A 23,125-nucleotide genomic window follows, 5' to 3' on the forward strand; every position below is an offset into this window, starting at 1 on the left:
TTAAACATTTTTTACTATGGTAAGCCATTCTTCTTCATCAATAATTTTAATTCCCAGCTCTTTAGCTTTTTTAAGCTTACTACCTGCATCAACGCCGGCTATGACTAAATCCGTATTAGAGGATACGCTAGCCGCAACTTTAGCTCCAAGCTTTTCAGCCATTGCTTTAGCTTCTGCTCTAGATATCGTCGGTAAGCTACCGGTAAATACCACTATTTTACCTGTTACACTACTTTGTTCTCTAGTCTCTTTATAATCTTCAATATTTAATACTTCACCAAGTTTTTTGATAAGCTCAATATTTGCTTTAACATCAAAAAAATCAATAATATCTACTAGAATCTTATCGCCGATTCCTTCTAGATTGTTTAGTTTTTGATAGATATCCGAATCGTTTTTACTAAGTAATTCTATTTGACTTATAAAGTTATTATAGCTTTCAAAGTCTCTAGCAAGCAATTTAGCGTTTTGTTCACCGATATGCCTTATGCCTAATGCATATATAAACCTCGGCAAACTGACATTTTTTGATTTTTCGATATTTTTAAAAAGATTTTCTACTGATTTTCTGCCCCACCCATCCATATTTTCAAGCTTTGTTAAGCTAGCTTCATTTTTTTCTTTTAAGAAGAATATATCTAAAGGATTGCTAATTAATCCCTTATCTATTAAAAACTCAACTTGCTTACGCCCCAGCCCTTCAATATCCATAGCATTTTTCGATACGAAATGGCGTATACGCTCATAATTCTGAGCAGGACAGTTAAGACCGTTATCACAGCGTATAATAATATCTTCAGGAACATAATGCAACTTAGAATTGCACGAAGGGCAAAATAAAGGAGTATTAAATGTTGTTGTATCGGTGGAACGCTTCCCTATATCAACTCCCGTGATTTGAGGAATAACGTCACCGGCACGTTGCAGGAATACATAATCCCTGATCCGCACGTCTTTTCGTATAATTTCTTGGAAATTATGTAGTGTTGCTCTGCTAACGGTTACCCCGCCTATTTCTATGGGTTCAAGCTCGGCTACCGGAGTTAATGTGCCGGTTCTGCCTACTTGCACCGTAATAGAAAGCAGCTTCGTTTGTCCTATTATAGCAGGAAATTTATGAGCAGTAGCAAATCTTGGAGAACGAGCTATAAATCCCATTCTATTTTGCAGTGCAAAATCATTTAGCTTACATACTACACCGTCAATTTCATAAGGTAAATTTTCTCTATTTGTTTTTAGATATTCGTAAAAAGCAAAAATTTCTTCTTCGGAATCTGCAAGTTTAGATATTTCATTAACGCTAAAGCCGAATTCTTTTAATTTTTTAAGTAATTCATTTTGAGAAGAAGCGAGATTTTGTTCAGCTGCTCCTCCTGAATAGACAAAATATTTTAGCGGTCTTTTTGCAGTAACTGAAGAATCTAACTGACGAAGTGATCCGGCAGCAGCATTACGCGGATTTGCAAATTTATCTCTGCCCTGCTCTTCTTGTTCTTTATTTAGGTTTAAAAAATCTTGTTTTCCAATATAAATTTCTCCTCGTACTTCTAAAAACTCCGGAGCATTATTAATTTTATGAGGAAAATTTTTGATTGTTTTAATATTTGCCGTTATATCCTCACCTATATATCCGTCCCCTCTTGTAGCTCCTGTTGTAAGCAGCCCGTTTTTATAAATAGCAGCAAAAGACAAACCGTCTATTTTAGGCTCACAAAAGATAGGAGCAAACTCATCAAGGCGTAAGAAATTTTTTATACGATCTACAAAATCTTTAACATCTTGCTCATCAAAGACATTACTAAGAGAGAGCATCGGTGCTTGATGCGTAACCTTAGCAAATTTATTTGCTATTTTAGCCCCTACTTTTTTGCTAGGACTATTTTCTAAAATTAAATGAGGAAATTTTTGTTCTAACTTGAGATTGGTATTAAATAGCTGATCATATTCGGCATCTGAAACTAAAGGATTATCTTCTATATAATAAGCATGATTATAGCGTTCTATTTTATCAGCTAGTGCTTTTAATAATTTTTTTGCTTCCTCTTCAGATATTAAATCAATATTTTGCATTAATAGTTCATACTTTTATTTAAAACTCAAGTTTGTATCAAACTTCAAATTATTACTTATTTCATTTAATTTACGATCAAGATCGTGCCGTAATTTAGTACATAATTTAACATCTTCATAAATTTCGTCGGCATACTCATTTATCGGAATTGGAATTTTAACATAGTTTTCTAAATATTCTTTAGATAATTCCAGCTGCACTGCCGTAGAAGATAAATAATAAAACTGTTTCTGTACTAATTCGCTCCTTAAGCTTGACCAAAGTAAGTAAGAATTTCTTTCTGATAAATTAGTAAAAACAAAAAAGCCTGTAGAGACAAGGGAATTATTAATATCGTTATGTATTATACATGTTGAATATAAACAACCGATAAGCTTAGGAGTTATAATATCAAATTCTTGAACCGTGATTCTTGCTCTGGTAAGTAAATTTCCTAAATTATTGGATTGACTACTTACTATATCGCCTTTTTTATTACAACTTCCAACTTCAATATAGTTAAATATATTATTAAAATTATTTTGTACATATTTTGCATTGACTGATTTTTGTAAAGTAAATTCATTACTGGTTTTTATAATAAATTTGTTTTTATCTAACGAATTAATCTTTTGATATGTATTTTGCAATTCAGGGCTATAGAAAAAGGCATCAAATCTTTTAGAAGACATTTTGCTATAATCTATACTAAAAATTTGTAAAGAACATGTTAGTAATTCGCTTTTATTCTGGTTTTCAATTATAATATCAGGTAGAGAAGAGTCTTTGTTGAAATCTAACCACTTACTATAAACTATATTTAAATTATTTCTCTCAGGAGTATCCTTGCCAGAATCATCATGCCCTACATTATTACATATTGCCATAAATATTTTGTTTTTGCTAATTGACTTATATTCTTTCTTCTCAAGATATATAATACTTGTTTTTATAGTAGTAGAAGCATTGACAAAAGCATTAAACGGTAAAGAAATAACGGCTTTTATATGAAATCTTTCTAAAATCCATTCTCTAAATAATTCTTGATTTTTAGCGTTTAATAGAGAATCGTCTATAACGGTAATTAATTTTCCTCCGAGTTCTAGTAAATCATAATATCTTTCTATAAATAGGATGTTGGAATTAATACTATTTTTTTTCCCTACTACCGTATAATTTGTTAGAATTCGTGTATCGCTCTTATTAGTATCTTTATCTTTCATTTTATAATTACTTGCAAAAGGAGGATTCATTAGCACTATTTGAAAAGCCCCGTTAATTAAAACTTCTTTTGCGTCTTTATATTGTTGTTGTTCTTCATCTGATAAGGTAGGGTCTATAGTTAAATTTTTGTCTAAAGCGTCTTGTAGCCTAAATATTTTACTGCTGCCGTCTTTGTGAACATACATATTAACTCTTGCAAGTCGTACAACTTTTTCTTCTTTATCTGCTCCAAAAATAAGATTTTCCTTTATATTTTTTACTATTTCTTCGTGTTTAGATTTGGATAAGTTTTTAGGTATATTGTTCATTATGTAAGCAAAAGACTCAATTAAAAATCCACCGCTACCGCAACAAGCATCTAGTATTTTTGTATGCTCGTTCGGTTCAGCAAGTTTTACCATAAATGTTATAACGTCCCTTGGAGTAAAATATTGTCCAAATTCTCGGCCTCTTACTGCTGCGCTTAAAAAAAAACTTCAAACATTCTTCCGTTTAAATCTTCGTCTATATCGCTTAAATAAAATTTTTCTAATCGCTTTACTACATATTTTATAGTATCTAAACTTAAATTTAATTCTTCTCCTTGAGTGAAAAGTCTTTTTTACCTTCTTTGATGATCAATATTTCAAGTTCTTCTCTAAAATTATTGAATATTTTTTTATAGGGTCTTGCGTAGGAAATAAACTTAAATTTTAATCTATATAATTAGTAGAAAAAAATATATCGTCCATTGATATTTCTTGGTTATTCATTAATTTTTTATTGATATTTTTATCATTATCCATTTTTAAGCTGAATAACTTGACAAATTCCCAAAAAGCATCTGTCGGCTTCATCCCTTCTTTTTTCCAAATATAATTATTAATTTCAAAAAATACTTTTGAAATTTCATCTTTTGTAGGTTTTGTAAGCTCTAACTTATTATAAAGAGGATTTTTTAATTTTTGCTCTAATTCTGTAAATAAACTTAAAACTTTTTGTTGTCCTAATATTGATTTTAAATGAGCATAATCTATTTGGCTTATCGCCGTGTCATAAATTGGAGTAGCCTCGTCCCAGCCAAAGATTTTGATATATTTCCCATTTGTTAAAACCGTTATTTGACAAGGGTTCATTTTTGTAAAACTTTGATTTAGTTGTAATGCATATCCTGATACTTGATATATAAAATCCTCAAGAATTGCATTAGGAGTTTTGGCTTCTATTACGATAACCGGTTTATCTTCATGAAATATGATATAATCTATAATGCTCTTTTTTACTACCTTTCGTTATAACAAGTTTTTGAATACTATCTTTCCTTTTTATAGAATCCTGAGGATAACCAAGAAATTTCAATAACGGTTCAACAATTATAGCCTCAACATCTGCCTCATTGTTAATAGTCTCAAGGTTCTGCAAAGAAAAGCTTTCCATAATTTTTTACTCGAAAAAACTTATAATAATATTTGATTATATGAAAATAAAAACACAAGCCTGATTTTGGTTACTAATATTAAGCTCTCAACTCTTGAAACTAAATATTAATTAAGTTATAAAATCAAAATCCTTGCCGGCTTTAATATATTCTCTAATACGGCTCATGAGGTTTTGAAAATATGTTAAATTATGCCATGTCATTAGCATAGAGCCAAGTATTTCACCGATTCTAACTAAGTGATGCAGATAAGCTTTGCTATAGTTTTTACAAGCAGGACATAGACAATCATATTCAAGCGGCTCATCATCATCGGCATATTTGCTATTGCGGATATTTACCGTACCGTATTTGGTAAAAGCCTGACCGTTACGACCTGAACGAGTCGGGATTACGCAGTCGCACATGTCAATACCTCTACTAACAGCGCCAATAATATCCGCAGGTTTACCGACTCCCATTAAATAACGCGGCTTATTTTGCGGCAGAAAATTAGGAGCATAATCAAGTACTTTAAACATAAGTTCTTGCCCTTCGCCTACCGCAAGCCCGCCTATAGCATAACCTTCAAAATCAAGCTTTACTAAATCTTTAGCCGATTGCTCACGTAATTCTTCGTAAACACTACCTTGAATAATGCCGAATTGTGCGTAGCCCTCCCGCTTAACAAAAGCCTTTCGTGATCTATCTGCCCATCTAGTCGTTAATTGCATAGAAGTTTTAGCTTCTTCAAAAGTTGCAGGATAAGGCGTACATTCATCAAAAGCCATAGTGATCGTGCTACCGAGCAAATATTGTATTTCGGTAGAACGTTCAGGCGTTAGCATATATTTATCACCGTTAATATGGGAGCTGAAACTTACTCCCTCTTCGGTTATCTTGCGTAATTTTGATAACGACATTACCTGAAAACCACCGGAATCGGTTAATATAGGTTTATGCCAGTTCATAAATTTATGCAAACCGCCAAGGCGTGCTATACGCTCACTACTAGGTTTCAGCATTAAATGGTAAGTATTACTAAGGAGTATATCGGCACCTGTTTCAGCTACCGATTCAGGCAGCATAGCTTTAACAGTGCCTCGTGTACCGATCGGCATAAAAGCAGGAGTGCGAATTTCGCCGTGTGCGGTTGTGATAACACCGCTTCTAGCTTTTTTATGCCTATGATGAATGTTAAATGAAAATTTTGACACTAAAATAACTGCTTTTTATTTTAAGACAGTATTTTAGCATAAATTAAACCTGATCACCAAGCATATTATAAATTTCCGGCATATATTTATGCTTCAGCCAAATCTCAAGATTACCGATAATATAAAGGTTATTCTTAGCTCTACTAATACCGACGTTTAAGACATTTGGCTTATCGGTCATAACATTTCTTGCTCCCCAATCTTCAGGATGTTGTGCCCCTAGTACCATAATAACCGTGTCCGCCTCTTTACCTTGAAAAGCGTGCATAGTACCGATATTACTATCACAAAAATTACTAACGTTATTTTCCATTCTAAGTTTATGTGCTTCTTGCTTTAACCTAAATTTTATATAAGAACTATAATTTTTATACATGGTTATTATGTAGATGTGATTTAATAATTGAGTAGGATTATCTTGTTCAAAAACTAATGTTAATAGTTTAAACAATTCTTTAAATTCGGCTTCCGATTCATATTGAGATTTTTTAGTATGATCATCTTGAATATCAATCCATCTTGATTTTTTTAGAATTGTTCTAAGATAAGAATCAGATTTAGGTGCAGCAAAAATCATTTTATTATCATAAGCAATCTTATTACATATTTCAAACATTGGGCTTTGATATCTTCTATGCACCAATAAAGGAAAACCTACGGTAATATTACCGTACCTTGTCTGATACAAAGAATTACGATCCGCTAAGTGTTGTACCGAAACTTCAGAAGGCGACCAGGCTGAATAATCTACCTTAAGTTTTTGACAAAGCTTATCTATTAATGCTTGACCTAAAATTGATATAGGAGCTGTTTGCATTGGGTCACCGACTACTATAACATTTTTTGATTTGTAAATAGCACTTGCTGCATATTGCGGAGGTGTTTGCCCTGCTTCATCAATAATAAGCCAAGCAAGATCATTATGGCTAAAATGTTTAAACATTTTATCAAATGAATGAAAAGTTGTTGAGAGACAACCGGTACAATCATAAAAAAGTTTTGCCACACGGCTTTCCATATATCAGGTTCTATATTACCAAATTTTCCATTCATTATTTCAGAAAATAAACTTAAACTATCCCAAAAATTACGAGCATTAGCATTTATAAATATTTCATGTAGTTTAGTTGCTTGAATAAATAATTTGGACCGTAATTTCTCTACTTCTTGATTAAAATAAGGTGTGATTTTATGAAATTCGTCATAATCGGTAGAATAATTTTGCTCAAAATCATTATCATTAAAGATTGTCACAGCAAAATTTTTAGAGGTTAAAAATTCCATACCAACAGATAAGGACTCTTCTATTTTTGTAAGCTTTTCAATATCGAGTTTTAATTGTTTGGATTTATCTTGCAGTTTTTTAATATCGTTTTTAATTTTTTACTTTAACTCTAATTGTTCATTTTTTAAGCGAATTAAACGTAAATTATTTTGAACAAAATTATTATATCTCTTTGTTTTAAAAAAAGTATGTATAGGTTTTAAAAATCCTAATGATACTGAACCAATTTCATAATCAAATTCTTGGATTTTAGAGTCAATATATTTTGAGGTTGATTCTAAATTTTTTATTTCTTCTACATATTCATCTAAAATAGCTAACAAAGCTTTATTTGGGTAATCTTTTAATAAATCACTTTTTTGTTTATTAAGAGCAATAACTTTTTCTATTGTATCGTTAACGTTTAAGATATCTTGATATAATTCATTAAAATATAAACATTCTTTTTGCCATTCTTCTTTAGTATCTACATATGAGTTACAATATTTAGGCATTAAATACTTTAAGCTATGAGCTTCAGATTTACCTTTTAGTAAATTTAAATATTGAAACATTGTTTTACATTTATAGCTTGCCTGTTCTTTAGGAAATTCAGGTTTCCAAAATTTTTCCATAAAAATTTGACGATTAGCACTTCTTCCAAGTACTGCCGTAAATATTCCCCAGTTTGTATTTCTATCTGTATCATTTACTAGCCAATCAAAAAATTTTAACTCTTCATGATAAATTTTATCTATCTTTGCGTATAGTGGTAACTCTTTAGAAATATTTTCAACTGCATTATTGTTAGAAGAAGCTATAACAATCTCATGATTTTGAAGAGAAGGGACAAGAACTTTTATTTTATATTCAAATCCTGCAACTTTAAAGCAATGTTGATCATCACTAAATCCTTCATCGGGAGTTTTTAATTTAACAAGGTTTAATGCTCTTTTGACGTAAATATTTGCTATTATGTCAAATAGTAAAGTAGTTTTACCGGTTCCAGGTGGACCGTTAACTGCAAAAATATGCTCTGTATTTTCTATTTTTTGTAATATCGTATTAATGGCAGCAGTTTGTAAAGCAGCTAAGCAATTTTTTTGTGATGAAGGCCATCTAGCAAACTGCATTTTAGAAGGTTCAAGTAACTCTTTTAATAATAACGACTCACTCAACACATCTTGTATATCAGGTTTATCATCAGCTCCAAGATATTTAGTAATTGGAGAATTTGCAGTAAATTTATTAAAATTATTGCGTACTAAATCAAGAGGTTTGAGAAAAAAACTATTGAACATTTCTAAAGCCGGTGCCGGTGGCCCAATCCAATTCTTCTTTAGTATCTGCTTTTGAATTATTATTTTTTACTTTTTGACTAAGTATCAACATTTTTAGTTTTTTCATTTTTCCTAAGTTTTCTATAAGTGATTTTTCTAACGCATATTTCAGGATTACTGAGCAAAAACTTCCCATCGATCTTTAATTCATTAATTATAAACTTAGCAATATAATTAACTCTTTCTAAATTAAATTTCTTTTGTTGACCGGTTTTATCGAAAGAATCTTTTAATGCATTTACTATTAATGCGGCACCTATTATCTTCAAACTCAATCAAATCTTCAAAATCATCTTCTGAAAATCCTTCTTGTACCACTTTACCGAGAACATAAGCACCGGTAGATATAACCATTGAATTATCTATAAGATGCATATCTTCATCAAGCGTTAGTGCAACGACCGGAGTTAATACAGGTTTTTGCGATTCTTATGGCTATACAAAATTTTAGGTTTTACCCTAAATAATTCATTGATTTTTTCTTCAATAGCAATTTCAGCTTCGGTCCAATTTAAATAACCAAGATATAGGTGCCAATGAACACATATATCATAATCCGGTAATTCTGCTTTTAATTTTGCCTTATTAAATTTTTCACAAGGTGCATCTTGTAACAAAAAAAGAGCTTCTTTTTTATTAATTTCTTTATAAAACCCTCTTTGCTGCGTAGCATGTTTTTGTTCATAAGCGAAGTAACTATTTAAAGTTTCATTTTTAGGAGGAGTAGCAAGTTCAATAATCTTCCATACATCTAGGATAGATTTGATTTGTTCATCAGATTGGTTGTACATAAAAAGAAGTTCATACTTAAAATAGAAATATCCTAAGTATGACACTAGAAAAAGTAAACAACTTTTTTGTTTATTAATTTATATTTAAATTATAGTTAAACCGCTTCAACACACATAGCCATACCCATACCGCCGCCGATACATAAAGTAACTAAGCCTTTTTTGGCTTTGGCTCCTCGCAAGTTGTGTATTAAAGTAATAAGCACACGCCCGCCGCTTGCCCCGATCGGATGCCCGATTGCTATTGCTCCGCCGTTAATATTCACTTTATTCATATCCCATTTCATTGCACGGTTTACATAAATACTTTGGGCAGCAAATGCCTCATTAACCTCGATAACTTCCAAATCATCCACGCTCCAGCCTGCTTTACTTAAAGCTTTTTTCGATGCAGGAACAGGGGCAGTACCCATAATATTTGGATCAACACCGGCTGAAGCATAAGAGACAATACGAGCTAGCGGCGTTAAATTATGCTTTTTCAAAGCTTCTTCGGAAACTACCATAAGGCATGCCGCACCGTCATTGATTGAAGAAGCGTTACCCGCTGTAACTACACCGTTTTTATCGAAAGCAGGGCGTAATTTACTTAGAATTTCAAGGCTGGTATCAGGTCTTACCGTTTCATCATGATCAAACAAACTAGTAGTTTTTTTCATCGTTACTTCAATAGGCAGAATTTCATCTTTAAATATTCCTTCCGCCCCAGCTTTCGCGGCTTTCTTATGAGAACTTAAAGCAAATTCGTCCTGCTCTTGTCTGCTAATATTAAACTGCTTCGAGATATTTTCGGCAGTAATCCCCATAAATACTCCTGAAAATACATCTGTTAACCCGTCATACTGCATTAAATCAACCATTTTAGTATCACCGCATTTAACTCCTGCTCTGATATAGCTGCCATGCATACCGAGCGACATATTCTCCTGCCCGCCTGCTATAACGATTTCGTTATCGCCTGTCATAATTGAGTTTGCAGCAAGTACTACGCTTTTAAGACCTGAGCCACATACTTTATTAATCGTATAGCCTGGCACTTCTTTCGGTATTCCTGCATGAATCAGAGTTTGCCTTGCCGGATTCTGCCCGCTACCGCCTGTTATTACTTGTCCAAGTATTACTTCATTTACTAAAGCAGGGTCGATTTTGCTATTTTGTATCATATCTTTTATTAAATGAGCAGCAAGCATAGGTGCTGAAATGGTACTAAGGCTACCCATAAACGAACCGAAAGCCGTCCTTTTCGCATGGGTTATATAAACGGGTTTTGTCATGGTATATACTCCTTAAATAATTTATTTATTTATATTGAAAGTAGTAATATAGTAAATTTACCATATAATTTAAAAATGTAAACTTTTGAATGATAGATTACATGCATAGCAATAATTAACCTATGCATGAACTTAGTGGCTCACTCTCTGATTATAAGAACAATACAACTCTTTCTTTTCAAGAAATCCGAGAGTAAGCTTGGAAAAAAAATATAAAAAAGTTTAGCAAGCATAAAAAGCTTTTTTGCATGGATCGTTTGTGTCATTCCCGCGAAAGCGGGAATGACATAGAAGCTATTCAACAATGCCATTTGCAACCTTTCAAAACCTAGCAACAAAGTTCAAAAAAAGAAGTATACTCCTTAAATAACTTATCTAATTTATTATTGTTTATCAAATAACTAATATGTCCGCCTTTTACTTCTATAAGCTTAGAATTTTTTAATAATTTTTGCAAAGGTAAAATGGAAGATTTAGGCACTATTTGATCATCTTCCGCTGTACTATATATACAGGACAATCAATTACACTCGGATCAATAATAAAATTATCAATTTTCCATTTAAGATTCATAAACATATTTTCATCTAATATATTTTGTATGATTTGATTATAAACCCCCTTAGATATATTATTACCTGACATAAGCCAATTTTCTATTCTAAATGCTAATTCTTGCTCCTTATCGGAAGTTATAGAGAAAAATTTATTTAATTTAGCATTGAAATAATCAGGAAATAAAAGAAAAAATAAAATTTGAATATGAATTTTAGGAATCATCGGTAAGTTTTCCACATAATAATCTAGTTTTAAATATTTGTGTAGCATCCTTATATAAAAAAAAATGAGAAAAATCCCACGGACAAGTAAGTAAAGTCAGGGTTTCAACTTTTTTAGGCACTATTACGTTTGTAGCTATCGCAAGGTTACCGCCGATGCAATGACCTATTAAATTAATGTCTTTAATTTTCAAATTATCTATTACTTTAATTATCGTATGTACATAGTCGTCTAGTAAATCTTTAGGTTCTTTCAATCTCTAGCCAATCTATTAAATAGACTTCGCCATAATTTCTTAAATTTTCTATGAAGCTTTTATCACGAGCTAGAAAAAATATTTCAGATGAGTTGAAGATAGAAGGGATGATTAGGAATGTTTTATTATGCGTATTGGTAAATCGATTTGTCATCCTGCGACTTGATCGCGGGATCCAGTCTTTTTTAATGTTTTTCTGGATACCGTGGTCAAGCCACGGTATGACATTGGTTGAAGAATAATACAACACCCTATAATGCTCAGTTTGCATTACTATTTTACTGGATTCTAAATATTTATTACCAAGCTTATGTGTCTTTGTATAATTATTATAGAGGTCAAAATATTCCTGTAGTTTATTACTATCTAGCATTGAGAGTATCTTAATCTTATATTAGTAATTCTTGACAAAAGGCTAAATATATTGTATAAGTTCAGCACCTTCAGAATGTAATAACAGTATATAGGCTCTAAATTTTTAGGGGAAATATCTTTTCATAATTGAAGTGCTTAAGTTTTTTTTTTGTCCTTAGGGATTTATAATGCTAAGTACCTCATCACGATCGTTTAAAAGCAAATTCAGAGCGGCATTTTGGCCTGTGCATAATTACGAACTCGGAAAGTTTATTCCGATGAGTGCCTTAATGTTTTGTATTTTATTTAATCAAAATGTTTTGCGAATCTTAAAAGATAGTATTTTAATCTCCGAGATTAGTGCAGAAATAGCAGGTTTTGCCAAAGTTTATTGTGTTACACCTGCCGCTGCTTTATTCGTGATTATTTATGCTAAAATGATTAATCACCTTACTTTTGAAAAGATCTTTTATTATTTAAGTGCATTTTTCATCAGCTTTTTTGTTTTATTTGCTTTCGTTATTTATCCTAATATCCATATTTTTCATGTACATCCCGATAATTTAGCTGACTGGATGGAGCGTTATCCTCATTTTAAGTGGTATATATCACTAGTAGGTAATTGGGGTTATATAGTATATTATAGCCTTGCCGAGCTTTGGCCTAATATTTTTTACGTATTATTATTTTGGCAGTTTGCTAATGAACTTACTACTACCGAAGAAGCAAAAAGATTCTATACTCTTTTTTCGTTATTTGGCAACTCTTCTTTAATATTAGTCGGCTTTTTAATGATGAATCTATCATCGGAAGATACTATTATTAAGAAGTTTATGAGTATTTCGGATAGTAAAATCACTTTAGTTCAAGTATCCACGACAATTGTGGCAATTGTTGCTATTATTTGTTGTTTGCTAGTCAGGTTTATTAATAAAAATGTTTTTACTAACCCATTATTTTACGCTAAAGCAAAAAGCGGCAGATCAACTTCAGAACGTATGGGATTAATCAAAAGCTTTAAGTATATTGCAAAATCAAAATATTTATGGCTACTTTTAATTTGTTCTGCAGCTTTTGGGTTCGCTATTAACTTAGTCGAAGCCGTATGGAAAGCAAAAATTAAGGAGTTATATCCAACCGTAAATACTTACGCTGAATTTAACAGTCTGTATATACTTTGGACAGGCGTTGCAATAATGGTTATGACCATCATCGGTAATAATGTAATGCGTATGCATAATTGGTTTGTAGCGGCAGTAATTTCACCGGTTATAATAATGGTGACCGGCGTTTTGTTCTTTGTACTTATAGTATTTGATCAACAAATTTTATCATTATTTGACGGAGCAATTTTAATGTCGCCTCTTGCTCTTGCCGTTTCGATCGGCGGTATTCAAAATATTTTAGCTAAAGGTACTAAATATTCTATATGGGATACTTCAAGAGAAATGTTATATATCCCGCTTGATGAAGAACTTAAAACTAAAGGCAAAGCTGCTGTTGACGTGATAAGTGCGAAAGTCGGCAAATCCTCTAGCGGTCTCGTACAATCTATTATTTTTACTTTAGTTCCAACCGCTACTTTTACCTCAATCTCACCAATTTTAATGGTAGTATTTACTTTTGTATGCTTAGCGTGGATTTATGCAGTAAGGAACATATATTTTGAATATCAAAAAATAGCATAAAATAAATTACTGTCACCCCGTGACTTGATCACGAGGTCCAGTAGAAATACTAAAATTATTAATATTTTAAGTTACTTTCTAGATACCGTGGTCAAGCCACGGTATAACACATAGAACTTTTCATAAACTTTTCTATCATTCTAGTAACGGAACGTTCTAGCTCAATATCTAATTTTGAATAATCAGAAAAGTTAAACCATTTAAGTTCATTCGATTCATTATTTTTTATAAAATTATCATTATTTACTGTTTTTAGTAAAAATCGTATATCATAGTGATAATGAGCCTGCTCATTATGAGTTTGCGGAATATAATGGGTGTCTATATCAAAAATCTCCTTATTTATCGTTTTGATCTCATTAATTCCAGATTCTTCCATAGCTTCTTTAACTGCTACATTTAATATATTACTATCTCCATCACAATGACCACCTGGCTGAAGCCATTTATCAAGCTTTTTATGGTGCATCAATAAAAATTTAGTTTTATCATTATTAAGTAAGAAAGCCGAAGCAGTGAAATGTCCTATTTGTAAATCTCGGCTAAAAGGGTTTTCATATTCATTTAAAAATTCAAGCATTTTTGTTTTTGTAACAATTTTTTCCGGATATATACTACTGTAATTTTGTAATTTAATATGCAATTCATTCATAACGATAATTTTTTATATATTGAGCTTTGATATTTAACTCAAATTTCTCTACTAAGTCAAATGAAAATAATGCCGTAAAATCCTCTTTAAATTATTATTTTTACCATGTTTCGTGGTAATTATTATTGACAATTGATTAATATTGAGTTATATATTATGCTTCTAAGATTTAATAATGTTTAACCTTTTATTAAAGATATTGAGATTTTAGCGAATTTAATATTAACTAATAAATTTATATTTATGCTTAAAGAAATAATCAATGATATAGTAAACGATAATACAAACCCTTGGTATGGTAAGCTTGCAGTAGTAGGAGCATGTGCTGTTGGAATTTATGTAGTAGTACTTGATCCACCTTTGAAATTTGCTATGGCATGTGCTGCAGGAATAATGGGAACATTGGCTGCAATTAAAGTAGGAGAAGCCTGTTATAATTATTATATGGAAACAAATACCCAAGAAGGACTAATCGGGGAAGTAGAGTATAACACAGAAATATAATAATAAAATATTTTTAATGAATTTAGAGGATAAGTACCTCTAAATTCGTATTTATTTAAAATCAAATTTTATCACTATTCAAACCGTTTTTTAGTCTAATTTTGACTTGTTTTAAAGAACGAGGAGTTGCGTCCGTCACTTCAATTTCAATATTTTCCGAAATATTTATTCTAGTACCGATAGCAGGAACGCTACCGACTCTAGTTAGAACTAATCCACCTATCGTATCAAACTCATCATCATCATTTTTTAGCTTTTCTCCTATTATTTCTTCAAGCACTTCTACTTCAACACGTGCATTTGAAATAATTGTTGAGTTATTAATAACCTTAAAATTATCGCTATCTAATTGCTGATCATGTTCATCATCAATTCGTCCTACTATTTCTTCTATAAGATCTTCAATAGTAACTACACCGTCAGTACCGCCGTACTCATCAACAACTATTGCAATATGCGTTCTCTCACGACGCATTTTTGCTAGCAAATCTAATAATTTCATAGAAGGAGCTGCAATTATATGCTTACGTATAAGCTTTTTTAAACGACCATTTTGCTTTGTAGCCAATGCTTTAAATAAATCCTTAATATGTATGAATCCTACTACATTATCCAAAGTACCGTCATATATAAGAGTTCGTGTATGAGGGACTTCTAACTTAATAGACTCACTTAATTCTTCTAGATTCGTAGTTAATTTTATTGCCGCAATATCAGAACGCGGTACCATTATATCTTCAATAGTCTTATCTTCTAGCTTCAGTAAATTAGCTAAAATATTACGCTCGTCTAAAGTCATTTTTTGGCTATTAATTTTAAGGCGTTTTATGATACCAAAAAAATTATCGGGTGTTTTTGTTTTTCTAAAAAAATTTTTTATCGGAGAGAATAATGTTCGTATAGTAAACATTAACTTATTATTGTGATTTTTTTTACTAGAATCTTCTTTTTTTGAAGATTTTAACATAAATTTTTTTATTTAGTTAATAAGGGGACGAAATACCGAAATATGATAATATTTCAATTTCTAGATTTTCCATAATATTTGCTTCTGTGTCATTTTGATGATCGAACCCAATTAAATGTAAAATACTATGTATTAAAAGATGAATAAAATGATTTCCAAAAGTTTTTTGTTGCTCGTATGACTCATTATATATTACCTCATAACAAAATGCTATATCGCCTAAATGCATATAATCATAGTCGATTAACAATTCAAGTTTAGGGCTAACATTACTAAAACGTAAATCTTGCCAATTTAATTCGTTGCTTGGAAAAGAAAGAACGTTAGTAGCTTTTTCTATATTACGAAATTGTTTGTTTAAGGTCAATATTTCTGCAGTATTTGTTAGTAAAATTGATAATTCAAATTGTTTTATTTTACTAAAATTATCAAATCGCAATAAAACATTTTGAGTTATTTTTTTAATTAATGCTTTATTTATTTGTTTATGCTCACGCCATTTGTCGTCATTTCTTATAATTTCTACATTTATCATTTTCTTATGTTTTAAGCATTTGCACGACTCCTTGTCATTCCCGCGAAAGCGGGAATGATATCAATTGCCTTTATAATCATACACATATCTCAAGATACCAGTTTTTGCCGGTAATTTTCTTTTAATTTTTGAAAATCTTCGTCAGCATGATATGAAGAACGGGTTAACGGGCTTGCGGAAACCATTAAGAATCTTTTCGTTCTTGCTACTCGCTCTAGATATTTAAACTCTTCAGGAGTAACATATTTTGCGACCTCGGCATGATCTTTGGTAGGTTGCAGATACTGCCCGATAGTTAGAAAATCGACCTTTGCTTCTCTTAAATCATCCATAACTTGTATTACTTCGCTTATTTCTTCGCCAAGCCCTACCATCATACCGGATTTTGTAAAAATTTCAGGAGATAATTTTTTGATATTATGCAGTAAGCTTAAAGAGTTATAATATCTAGCTCCCGGTCTAATCGTTTTGTATAAAGACGGTACTGTTTCGACATTATGGTTAAAAACATCAGGCTTTGAATTAGCTATTATTTCAGCTGCTCCTTCTTTTCTTAAAAAATCGGGAGTTAGAATCTCAATAGTAGTATTTGGTGATGATTTTCTAATTTCATTAATACACTCCGCAAAGTGCGAAGCTCCGCCATCCTCAAGATCATCACGATCAACCGAAGTAATTACTACATGCTTCAGATTTAATTTCTGCACTGCTTCAGCAAGTCTTTGAGGTTCGTGCGGATCAAGCAAATCAGGTCTACCTGTTTTGACATTACAAAACCTGCAAGCTCTAGTACAAACCGAACCTAAAATCATCACGGTTGCATGTTTTTTTGACCAGCATGCGCCGATATTAGGGCACGCTGCTTCCTCGCACACAGTATTTAATCTCAGATTCTTTATTAAATCTTTTGTATTATAGTACTCTGCGGAATTAGGAGCTTTTACTTTTATCCAATCAGGTCGTTTATTTAAATTAGCCATAAAAAGGAAATAATTTAATTAATTGTGTCACTTCAGTTAATACTGTCTGCTCAGCCTTACTATTATCTTCATTATTTTTTAAGCCGTCTAAAATATCTGCTATCATATGAGCAACTAATACAAAATCCTTTTCTTGAAACCCTCTAGTAGTGCAGGCGGGAGTACCGAGCCTAATACCTGAAGTGATAAAAGGCGAAGTTTCATCAAACGGAATAGCATTTTTATTGCATGTAATACCTGCTCTATCTAAAGAATTCGCAGCAAGCTTACCCGTGATTCCGTCTTTACGCAAATCCACTAAAACAATATGATTGTCGGTACCGCCTGTTAATATATCATATCCTCTTTCTTGTAAGCTACTTGCTAAAGCTTTAGCGTTACTTATAACTTGCTGAATATAACTTTTATATTCAGGCTGTAATGCTTCTTGGAAAGCTACGGCTTTTGCAGCGATGACATGCATTAACGGTCCACCCTGCAATCCCGGGAATAATGCAGAATTTATCTTTTTTCCGATCTCTTCGTCGTTAGATAAAATTAAACCGCCTCTTGGACCTCGCAATGTTTTATGAGTAGTAGAGGTAACAATATGTGCAAAGGCAAGCGGGCTTTGATACTCACCTGTGGCAACGAGTCCTGCAATATGAGCAATATCTGCCATGAAATACGCTCCAACTTTATCCGCAATTTCTCTAAATTTTGCAAAATCAATATTACGAGGATAAGCAGAAAAACCTGCTATAAGTAATTTTGGCTTATGTAAATCAGCTAACCTCTCAATTTCATTATAATCAATTAAATAAGTCTCTTTATTTAAGCTATAAGAAACGGCATTAAACCATTTACCGGACATATTAGGGGCTGCACCGTGCGTTAGATGTCCGCCGCTATCTAAGGACATACCAAGAATTGTATCCCCAGGCTGTAACAAAGCAAGATACACAGCTTGGTTTGCTTGTGAGCCTGAATGAGGTTGCACATTTGCATATTTGCAATTAAATAATTTCTGTGCTCGCTCTATAGCTAAGTTTTCAGCTTTATCGACTTCCTCACAACCGTTATAGAAACGCTTACTCGGATACCCTTCTGCATATTTATTAGTCAGAATCGACCCTTGAGCTTCAAGAACCGCAGGACTTACAAAATTCTCTGATGCAATAAGCTCGATTACGCTACTTTGACGTACCTTTTCATGCTTTATTATTTCATCAATTTCTTTATCCGTTGCATGTAAATTATTATTAAAAATATTCATTTATCCTCATGTGTTTTTGGTTTTGTTGCAGACTACTGATGTCATTCCCGCGTAGGCGGGAATCCAGAAAAATAACCTTAATACCGGTACAAAAATTGCAAATTAATTGACAAAATAAACCTAAAAAAACAAGTTTTTTATAGGTTTTACTGGATTCCTGCTTTCGCAGAAATGACATAGGAGTCATGTAACAACGCATGTGTTATTTATAAAATTCAGTGCGATTTCAAGCCCCCGCCCGTCTATTGAATGAGCAAGAGAAGTTAATTTATGTCCGCTATGATCTATATGCAGCTTAGATAAATAGTTTGAAGCATTATACATTTCACTAACACTAACCACATCGTCAAGCTCTCCATGAATCAAGCATATAGGAGTAAGCTTATTATTAACTTCAGTCGGTGGAATTAATACCCCTGAAAAACCTATAGTACAGAAAAACGGCTCTTGCTGAATCAGAGTTAAATATAAACCAATCATTGTACCTTGGGAAAAACCGATAATGACAGTATCTTTGTTGGTTAGATTTAGCTCCTCTTGCTTTTGCTTTATTATATCCTCAAGAAGTTTAATATTACTTGCAATCAATCTAGCTATAATATGCGGACTGCGACCTTGTAGGCTAAACCATTGCCTACCATACGGTGCCATATCGTAAGGCTGGCTTCCATGCGGTGAAATAAAATGACAATCAGGTAAATCATTCTTAATATAAGGGACTAACCCTATTAAATCATGCCCGTCCGAGCCGACACCATGCAATAATACTACTAGCTTTTTTGGTGGCTGCTGGGTGCTTGTTACTTCAGGGTATTCTAAATATTTGCTCATGTTTTTTCACAGAATCTAGTTAATAAATATTTTTATGGATCCCGTGGTCAAGCCACGGGATGACAGTGACACCCTCACCCCTTCAATACCTTCTCAAGCTCACCGTTATTGTATAGCTCCGTTGCAATATCACACCCGCCGACTAATTCCCCGTTAATATATAACTGCGGAAATGTCGGCCAATCACTAAACTTCTTTAAATCTTCACGCAATTCCGGATCAGCAAGCACATTAATATCACGAAATTCTACATCTAATTTATTCAAAATAGCCACTACTTTAGCAGAAAAGCCGCACATTGGGGCGTCCTTAGTACCTTTCATGAACAACACTACTTTATTATTTTTTATTTCATTTTCTATAAATTCAAAATTTTTATTTTCTAGCATTTTAAGACTCAATAATTTATCTTCTAGGTGCTGTGAGCATTTCTAATGGATTTACTATTTTAAGATATTTTTTAGCGAAAATTAATAAGATTTTTGCAGGAATAGTATACCTATTTCAAAAAAATCTTATAATTTGCAGCAAAAAATAACCAAAATTAAATCTTTTTAGAAATACTTACAGCACCTAGAATACACTTTCTATAGCAAAATATGCAAGCACAAATAGTTAATAAAATTTTTGAGATTTTAAGCAAGAATAATCCAAATCCAAAAACCGAATTAATATGTAAGAATGATTTTACCTTATTAGTAGCGGTAATATTATCTGCTCAAGCAACCGATATATCGGTAAATTTAGCAACTAAATCTTTATTTGAAATTTACGATACACCGGAAAAAATTTTAGAACTCGGTAAAGAAGGGCTTAAAAAATATATAAAATCTATCGGACTATTTAACAGCAAAGCAAAGAATATTATCGCATTATGTAAAATATTGATAAATGAGTATGATGGTTCAGTACCGAATAGCTTTAAAGAGTTAGTTAAACTGCCCGGTGTCGGCAGAAAAACTGCTAATGTTGTACTAAATTGCTTATTTGGTATGCCGACAATGGCAGTTGATACACATGTTTTTAGAGTAGCTAAAAGGATCGGACTTGCTAAAGGCGGCACTCCTGAAGTAGTAGAAAAAGAGTTGCTGCAAATTATCGATGAGAAATGGCTAACGCATGCCCATCACTGGCTAATCTTACACGGCAGATATATATGCAAAGCTAGGAAACCCGATTGCGATATTTGCCCTATTAAAAAGTATTGTGAGTATTATCTTAATGCATTTTCAAGTTGACAATTTTTTGCTTAATTCATAATATCTAGGCTTAATTTGATAAAGGTACAATTTATGCGTTCAGCACTTATAACTTCTATATTAGTAGCTGTAGCTTTCTTAACAAGTGCTTGTAATACAATGCAAGGTGCAGGTCAAGATATGCAGCTAGCCGGTAAAAAACTTGAAGATTCGGCAGAAAGAAATAAACCTAAAAAAGGTTGCGGTTGCCATTAATATACTTGCCGTACTTTGTTACATGGCTTTAAAAAGCCTTTAATGTCATTCCCGCGGAAGTGGGAATCTAGTAAAACATATAAAAAACTTGTTTTTTTATATGTTTATTTTATCAAATGTGTAATTTTTTTACCAGTATTAAGGTTATTTTTTTGGATTCCCGCTTCCGCGGGAATGACATCGACAGCCTAGCAACAAAGCCTACGGCTGCTCGCAATGACGTAAGTAAGTTACTCTACTGACTCTCATTCACCAATTTATATATCTCTTTCTTACTATAAATATTTTTGAATTTTTCATAAGCAAGTTCGGTAGTGGTTTTGCTACTTAAATTTCTATTTAAACAAAATTCTATAAATTTTTCTAAATCAACTTCTTGTTTTTCTTCTTTTTCTTGTAAATTTCCTGAAATCAATAATACTATCTCACCTTTTAAAATATTATTTTGATAGAACGCTATTATTTCATCTATATCCCCTGTTTTTATTTCTTGATACAGTTTAGTTAACTCACGAGCCACACATATTTCTCGGTTTCCTAGTATTTTTTTAGCTACTGATAAAGTGTTTATCAAACGAGGAGCCGTTTCAAAAAAAATCAAAGTAGCCTTAAGATTTACTAGCTCAGAAAAAATCTTTTTTTTACTTTCTATAGTTTTAGGTAAAAAACCGTGAAATAAAAATCGATCGGTAGGAAGAGCCGATAAAGTTAGGGCAGTAATCGGTGCAGATACCCCGGGTATCACGTCTATATGACAGTTAAGCATACGTAAATCTCTACTTAACTTATACCCTGGATCGGAAATTAAAGGCGTTCCTGCATCGGAAATTAAACTTACTATATTACCTGCTTTTATCAGACTTATAATATGTTCCCTATCTTTCTTGTCACTATGATCATTATAAATTTGTAATTTTGTATGCATGTCATGTTTTGCTAGCAATTTTTGTGATATTCTAGTATCTTCACATAAAATAATATCCGAATTTTTTAAAGTTGATATAGCACGAAGCGTTATATCTTCAAAATTGCCTATCGGTGTTGAAACAATATATAACCCTGGTTTTAAAATCATAATTTTTAAATTTTAAGTAATATTATGGCTAGTATAAAACATACACTAAGAATTATTCTATCATTTTTTTGTTTGATATATTTATCGTCATGTCAAACTCCTAAAGAAGAACCTATAAGTTTCCCTAAAAAAGAACAAAAAGAAATTGAGATTGCAATTTTAATGCCAAATCAGGGTCCTGATAGTATTGCAGGTAAACAATATAAAGATCTGATTAAAATGGGGCTTAACGACGGGATAAAATCTTACATACATGTTACGTCTTATGACGGCTCGGACGAAAAAAACGTTTTAGCCGCTATGGATAAAATAGTAGCACGTAAAACTAAGATTATTTTAGGTCCTCTATATTCTAACTTTACTTCATTGATAGCCGAAAAAGCAAAAACTAATGATATTATCATAATAACTATGTCAAATAATCCGGCTCTTGCAGAAGATAAATTATTTGTATTCGGTCATGCACCTTTAAAACAACTGATACGCATCGTTAATTATTACGCAAGTAACGACCATAAAGATTTTATGGCATTATTACCTAAAGGGAAACATTCCGGGACTATTAGTCAAGTAATGCAAAATATATTGATTCAGAAAAATGCATCATTATCACGCACTGAATTCTATGAGGATAATCCTGAATCTATAGCAAAAGCCGTAAGAAATATTTCAGACAATACCGATATTATAAATGAACGTAGCGATACTACAAAACCGGTTATTTATCTATCGGATGATCCAAAAAATTTAAACCTACTTGCTGATAGTATTCGTAAATATAATTTAGATAAAAAAGCTATTTTAATCGGTGATAATCGTATTGATATCGATTACCCTGAAAATATCGATATTAGCTTTACCGGTTCTTTAAATTTACTCAATAGCAACGTTCCGGATAGGGCAAAAGACTTGGGTATTAACCATATGGGTTTCATGCATCTTCTTGCTTATGATTTAGGTCGTATGACTGCAAACTATATAGGCAACGAATTTGCGTCTGAAAGATTTTTAAATAGAATCAACAGTAGACAGCCTTATATAGGTTTATCGGGTAATATTCATTTCATCGATGGAGTAGCTCAGAGACGGTATGATATTATTAGGAAAGAGAATGGTGTATATTCTACTGTATCAGGAAATTAGGGAGTTATTGCATGGCTCTAAAAAAGCGTTCGATGTCATTCCCGCGAAGGCGGGAATGACATCGGGCTTCATGCAACAAAGCCCCGCCTACGCAG

The 23,125-nt window shown here is 32.2% G+C and carries 24 protein-coding genes and 3 pseudogenes; 5 read left to right on the forward strand and 22 right to left on the reverse strand.

The features are described from left to right. From ligA to ACIAS7_RS01100, 14 genes and pseudogenes are all read right to left on the reverse strand, one after another. A complete protein-coding gene (ligA, locus tag ACIAS7_RS01035; protein WP_473198965.1) occupies positions 1-2,070 on the reverse strand; it encodes an NAD-dependent DNA ligase LigA in 2,070 nt (689 codons plus the stop codon). Between the two features lie 15 nt (positions 2,071-2,085). Then, on the reverse strand, positions 2,086-3,675 hold the full coding sequence (locus ACIAS7_RS01040) for an HsdM family class I SAM-dependent methyltransferase (protein ID WP_473198966.1): 1,590 nt from the start codon (positions 3,673-3,675) through the stop codon (positions 2,086-2,088). 291 nt (positions 3,676-3,966) lie between these two features. Then, positions 3,967-4,389 (reverse strand): hypothetical protein, encoded by a 423-nt coding sequence (locus tag ACIAS7_RS01045; RefSeq protein ID WP_473198967.1) that lies wholly within the window; start codon positions 4,387-4,389, stop codon positions 3,967-3,969. 6 nt (positions 4,390-4,395) lie between these two features. Continuing rightward, positions 4,396-4,524 (reverse strand): annotated as a pseudogene (locus ACIAS7_RS01050) (type I restriction endonuclease); the annotation flags it as partial. After that, positions 4,499-4,690, reverse strand: a complete 192-nt coding sequence (locus ACIAS7_RS01055) for a hypothetical protein (protein WP_473198968.1) — start codon at positions 4,688-4,690, stop codon at positions 4,499-4,501. The gene ACIAS7_RS01055 and the pseudogene ACIAS7_RS01050, both read right to left, overlap by 26 nt. 111 nt (positions 4,691-4,801) lie before the next feature. Further along, a complete protein-coding gene (gene tgt, locus ACIAS7_RS01060) occupies positions 4,802-5,887 on the reverse strand; it encodes a tRNA guanosine(34) transglycosylase Tgt (RefSeq protein WP_473198969.1) in 1,086 nt (361 codons plus the stop codon). A 43-nt stretch (positions 5,888-5,930) separates the two neighbouring features. Continuing rightward, positions 5,931-6,830: a DEAD/DEAH box helicase gene (locus ACIAS7_RS01065; protein ID WP_473198970.1), complete on the reverse strand. Its 900-nt coding sequence runs from the start codon at positions 6,828-6,830 to the stop codon at positions 5,931-5,933. After that, positions 6,719-7,171 carry a hypothetical protein gene (locus tag ACIAS7_RS01070; RefSeq protein WP_473198971.1) on the reverse strand — a complete coding sequence of 151 codons (453 nt, stop codon included), beginning with the start codon at positions 7,169-7,171 and terminating at the stop codon, positions 6,719-6,721. Before ACIAS7_RS01070 ends, ACIAS7_RS01065 begins: the two co-directional genes overlap by 112 nt. A 99-nt stretch (positions 7,172-7,270) precedes the next feature. Beyond that, on the reverse strand, positions 7,271-8,452 hold the full coding sequence (locus ACIAS7_RS01075; RefSeq protein ID WP_473198972.1) for an AAA domain-containing protein: 1,182 nt from the start codon (positions 8,450-8,452) through the stop codon (positions 7,271-7,273). Between the two features lie 77 nt (positions 8,453-8,529). Further along, complete coding sequence (locus ACIAS7_RS01080) at positions 8,530-8,760, reverse strand: hypothetical protein (protein WP_473198973.1); 231 nt, start codon at positions 8,758-8,760, stop codon at positions 8,530-8,532. Between the two features lie 138 nt (positions 8,761-8,898). Then, a complete protein-coding gene (locus ACIAS7_RS01085) occupies positions 8,899-9,282 on the reverse strand; it encodes a hypothetical protein (RefSeq protein ID WP_473198974.1) in 384 nt (127 codons plus the stop codon). A 95-nt stretch (positions 9,283-9,377) separates the two neighbouring features. Continuing rightward, positions 9,378-10,556 carry an acetyl-CoA C-acetyltransferase gene (locus ACIAS7_RS01090; RefSeq protein WP_473198975.1) on the reverse strand — a complete coding sequence of 393 codons (1,179 nt, stop codon included), beginning with the start codon at positions 10,554-10,556 and terminating at the stop codon, positions 9,378-9,380. Positions 10,557-10,884: 328 nt separating this feature from the next. Then, positions 10,885-11,746: pseudogene (locus ACIAS7_RS01095) on the reverse strand (alpha/beta fold hydrolase). A gap of 77 nt (positions 11,747-11,823) precedes the next feature. Continuing rightward, a pseudogene (locus tag ACIAS7_RS01100) lies at positions 11,824-11,965 on the reverse strand (poly-beta-hydroxybutyrate polymerase); the annotation flags it as partial. Between the two features lie 169 nt (positions 11,966-12,134). Between ACIAS7_RS01100 and tlc5 the strand changes: the two are divergent. Further along, entirely contained in the window at positions 12,135-13,634 is a 1,500-nt protein-coding gene (tlc5, locus tag ACIAS7_RS01105) for a GTP/GDP exchange transporter Tlc5 (RefSeq protein WP_473198976.1), read from the forward strand. A gap of 91 nt (positions 13,635-13,725) precedes the next feature. Here tlc5 and ACIAS7_RS01110 read toward each other — a convergent pair whose 3' ends face one another. Then, positions 13,726-14,163 (reverse strand): NUDIX hydrolase, encoded by a 438-nt coding sequence (locus tag ACIAS7_RS01110; protein ID WP_473199380.1) that lies wholly within the window; start codon positions 14,161-14,163, stop codon positions 13,726-13,728. A 366-nt stretch (positions 14,164-14,529) separates the two neighbouring features. On the opposite strand from ACIAS7_RS01110, the gene ACIAS7_RS01115 reads away from it, so the two are divergent. Next, complete coding sequence (locus ACIAS7_RS01115; protein WP_473198977.1) at positions 14,530-14,790, forward strand: hypothetical protein; 261 nt, start codon at positions 14,530-14,532, stop codon at positions 14,788-14,790. A 61-nt stretch (positions 14,791-14,851) separates the two neighbouring features. Here the strand turns inward: ACIAS7_RS01115 and tlyC are convergent, their stop codons facing one another. The 6 genes from tlyC to grxD form a co-directional block, all read right to left on the reverse strand. After that, positions 14,852-15,757 (reverse strand): hemolysin C, encoded by a 906-nt coding sequence (gene tlyC / locus ACIAS7_RS01120; RefSeq protein ID WP_473198978.1) that lies wholly within the window; start codon positions 15,755-15,757, stop codon positions 14,852-14,854. 16 nt (positions 15,758-15,773) lie between these two features. Continuing rightward, on the reverse strand, positions 15,774-16,292 hold the full coding sequence (gene ybeY, locus ACIAS7_RS01125) for an rRNA maturation RNase YbeY (protein WP_473198979.1): 519 nt from the start codon (positions 16,290-16,292) through the stop codon (positions 15,774-15,776). Positions 16,293-16,381: 89 nt separating this feature from the next. Beyond that, positions 16,382-17,272, reverse strand: a complete 891-nt coding sequence (gene lipA / locus ACIAS7_RS01130; RefSeq protein WP_473198980.1) for a lipoyl synthase — start codon at positions 17,270-17,272, stop codon at positions 16,382-16,384. Next, a complete protein-coding gene (gene glyA, locus ACIAS7_RS01135) occupies positions 17,265-18,527 on the reverse strand; it encodes a serine hydroxymethyltransferase (protein WP_473198981.1) in 1,263 nt (420 codons plus the stop codon). Before glyA ends, lipA begins: the two co-directional genes overlap by 8 nt. A gap of 183 nt (positions 18,528-18,710) precedes the next feature. Beyond that, the gene (locus ACIAS7_RS01140; RefSeq protein WP_473198982.1) at positions 18,711-19,358 is read right to left on the reverse strand and encodes an alpha/beta hydrolase family protein; all 648 of its coding nucleotides are present in this window, start codon (positions 19,356-19,358) and stop codon (positions 18,711-18,713) included. A 74-nt stretch (positions 19,359-19,432) separates the two neighbouring features. Next, positions 19,433-19,747, reverse strand: coding sequence for a Grx4 family monothiol glutaredoxin (grxD, locus tag ACIAS7_RS01145; RefSeq protein WP_473198983.1), 315 nt, complete (start codon positions 19,745-19,747; stop codon positions 19,433-19,435). A gap of 210 nt (positions 19,748-19,957) precedes the next feature. Between grxD and nth the strand changes: the two genes are divergently transcribed. Further along, a complete protein-coding gene (gene nth, locus ACIAS7_RS01150) occupies positions 19,958-20,596 on the forward strand; it encodes an endonuclease III (protein WP_473198984.1) in 639 nt (212 codons plus the stop codon). 54 nt (positions 20,597-20,650) lie between these two features. After that, positions 20,651-20,812: an entericidin A/B family lipoprotein gene (locus tag ACIAS7_RS01155; RefSeq protein ID WP_473198985.1), complete on the forward strand. Its 162-nt coding sequence runs from the start codon at positions 20,651-20,653 to the stop codon at positions 20,810-20,812. Between the two features lie 235 nt (positions 20,813-21,047). Here ACIAS7_RS01155 and rsmI read toward each other — a convergent pair whose 3' ends face one another. Further along, positions 21,048-21,887: a 16S rRNA (cytidine(1402)-2'-O)-methyltransferase gene (gene rsmI, locus ACIAS7_RS01160; RefSeq protein ID WP_473198986.1), complete on the reverse strand. Its 840-nt coding sequence runs from the start codon at positions 21,885-21,887 to the stop codon at positions 21,048-21,050. Positions 21,888-21,911: 24 nt separating this feature from the next. Between rsmI and ACIAS7_RS01165 the strand changes: the two genes are divergently transcribed. Continuing rightward, positions 21,912-23,030, forward strand: coding sequence for a penicillin-binding protein activator (locus ACIAS7_RS01165; RefSeq protein ID WP_473198987.1), 1,119 nt, complete (start codon positions 21,912-21,914; stop codon positions 23,028-23,030). Positions 23,031-23,125 lie beyond the last annotated feature (95 nt).

The sequence above is a fragment of the Rickettsia sp. 109562A South Dakota genome, assembly GCF_055791265.1.

Bases quoted from the DNA above. Each gene is read 5' to 3' on its own strand.
- tlyC (WP_473198978.1), bottom strand. From the start codon at position 15,757: ATGTTAAAATCTTCAAAAAAAGAAGATTCTAGTAAAAAAAATCACAAT.
- ACIAS7_RS01075 (WP_473198972.1), bottom strand. From the start codon at position 8,452: ATGTTCAATAGTTTTTTTCTCAAACCTCTTGATTTAGTACGCAATAAT.
- ACIAS7_RS01155 (WP_473198985.1), top strand. From the start codon at position 20,651: ATGCGTTCAGCACTTATAACTTCTATATTAGTAGCTGTAGCTTTCTTA.
- ACIAS7_RS01055 (WP_473198968.1), bottom strand. From the start codon at position 4,690: ATGGAAAGCTTTTCTTTGCAGAACCTTGAGACTATTAACAATGAGGCA.
- ACIAS7_RS01090 (WP_473198975.1), bottom strand. From the start codon at position 10,556: ATGACAAAACCCGTTTATATAACCCATGCGAAAAGGACGGCTTTCGGT.
- ACIAS7_RS01045 (WP_473198967.1), bottom strand. From the start codon at position 4,389: ATGAACCCTTGTCAAATAACGGTTTTAACAAATGGGAAATATATCAAA.
- glyA (WP_473198981.1), bottom strand. From the start codon at position 18,527: ATGAATATTTTTAATAATAATTTACATGCAACGGATAAAGAAATTGAT.
- ACIAS7_RS01115 (WP_473198977.1), top strand. From the start codon at position 14,530: ATGCTTAAAGAAATAATCAATGATATAGTAAACGATAATACAAACCCT.
- ACIAS7_RS01085 (WP_473198974.1), bottom strand. From the start codon at position 9,282: ATGTACAACCAATCTGATGAACAAATCAAATCTATCCTAGATGTATGG.
- ligA (WP_473198965.1), bottom strand. From the start codon at position 2,070: ATGCAAAATATTGATTTAATATCTGAAGAGGAAGCAAAAAAATTATTA.
- ACIAS7_RS01065 (WP_473198970.1), bottom strand. From the start codon at position 6,830: ATGTTTAAACATTTTAGCCATAATGATCTTGCTTGGCTTATTATTGAT.
- ACIAS7_RS01140 (WP_473198982.1), bottom strand. From the start codon at position 19,358: ATGAGCAAATATTTAGAATACCCTGAAGTAACAAGCACCCAGCAGCCA.
- ybeY (WP_473198979.1), bottom strand. From the start codon at position 16,292: ATGATAAATGTAGAAATTATAAGAAATGACGACAAATGGCGTGAGCAT.
- nth (WP_473198984.1), top strand. From the start codon at position 19,958: ATGCAAGCACAAATAGTTAATAAAATTTTTGAGATTTTAAGCAAGAAT.
- ACIAS7_RS01040 (WP_473198966.1), bottom strand. From the start codon at position 3,675: ATGGTAAAACTTGCTGAACCGAACGAGCATACAAAAATACTAGATGCT.
- ACIAS7_RS01165 (WP_473198987.1), top strand. From the start codon at position 21,912: ATGGCTAGTATAAAACATACACTAAGAATTATTCTATCATTTTTTTGT.
- tlc5 (WP_473198976.1), top strand. From the start codon at position 12,135: ATGCTAAGTACCTCATCACGATCGTTTAAAAGCAAATTCAGAGCGGCA.
- lipA (WP_473198980.1), bottom strand. From the start codon at position 17,272: ATGGCTAATTTAAATAAACGACCTGATTGGATAAAAGTAAAAGCTCCT.
- grxD (WP_473198983.1), bottom strand. From the start codon at position 19,747: ATGCTAGAAAATAAAAATTTTGAATTTATAGAAAATGAAATAAAAAAT.
- ACIAS7_RS01070 (WP_473198971.1), bottom strand. From the start codon at position 7,171: ATGGAATTTTTAACCTCTAAAAATTTTGCTGTGACAATCTTTAATGAT.
- rsmI (WP_473198986.1), bottom strand. From the start codon at position 21,887: ATGATTTTAAAACCAGGGTTATATATTGTTTCAACACCGATAGGCAAT.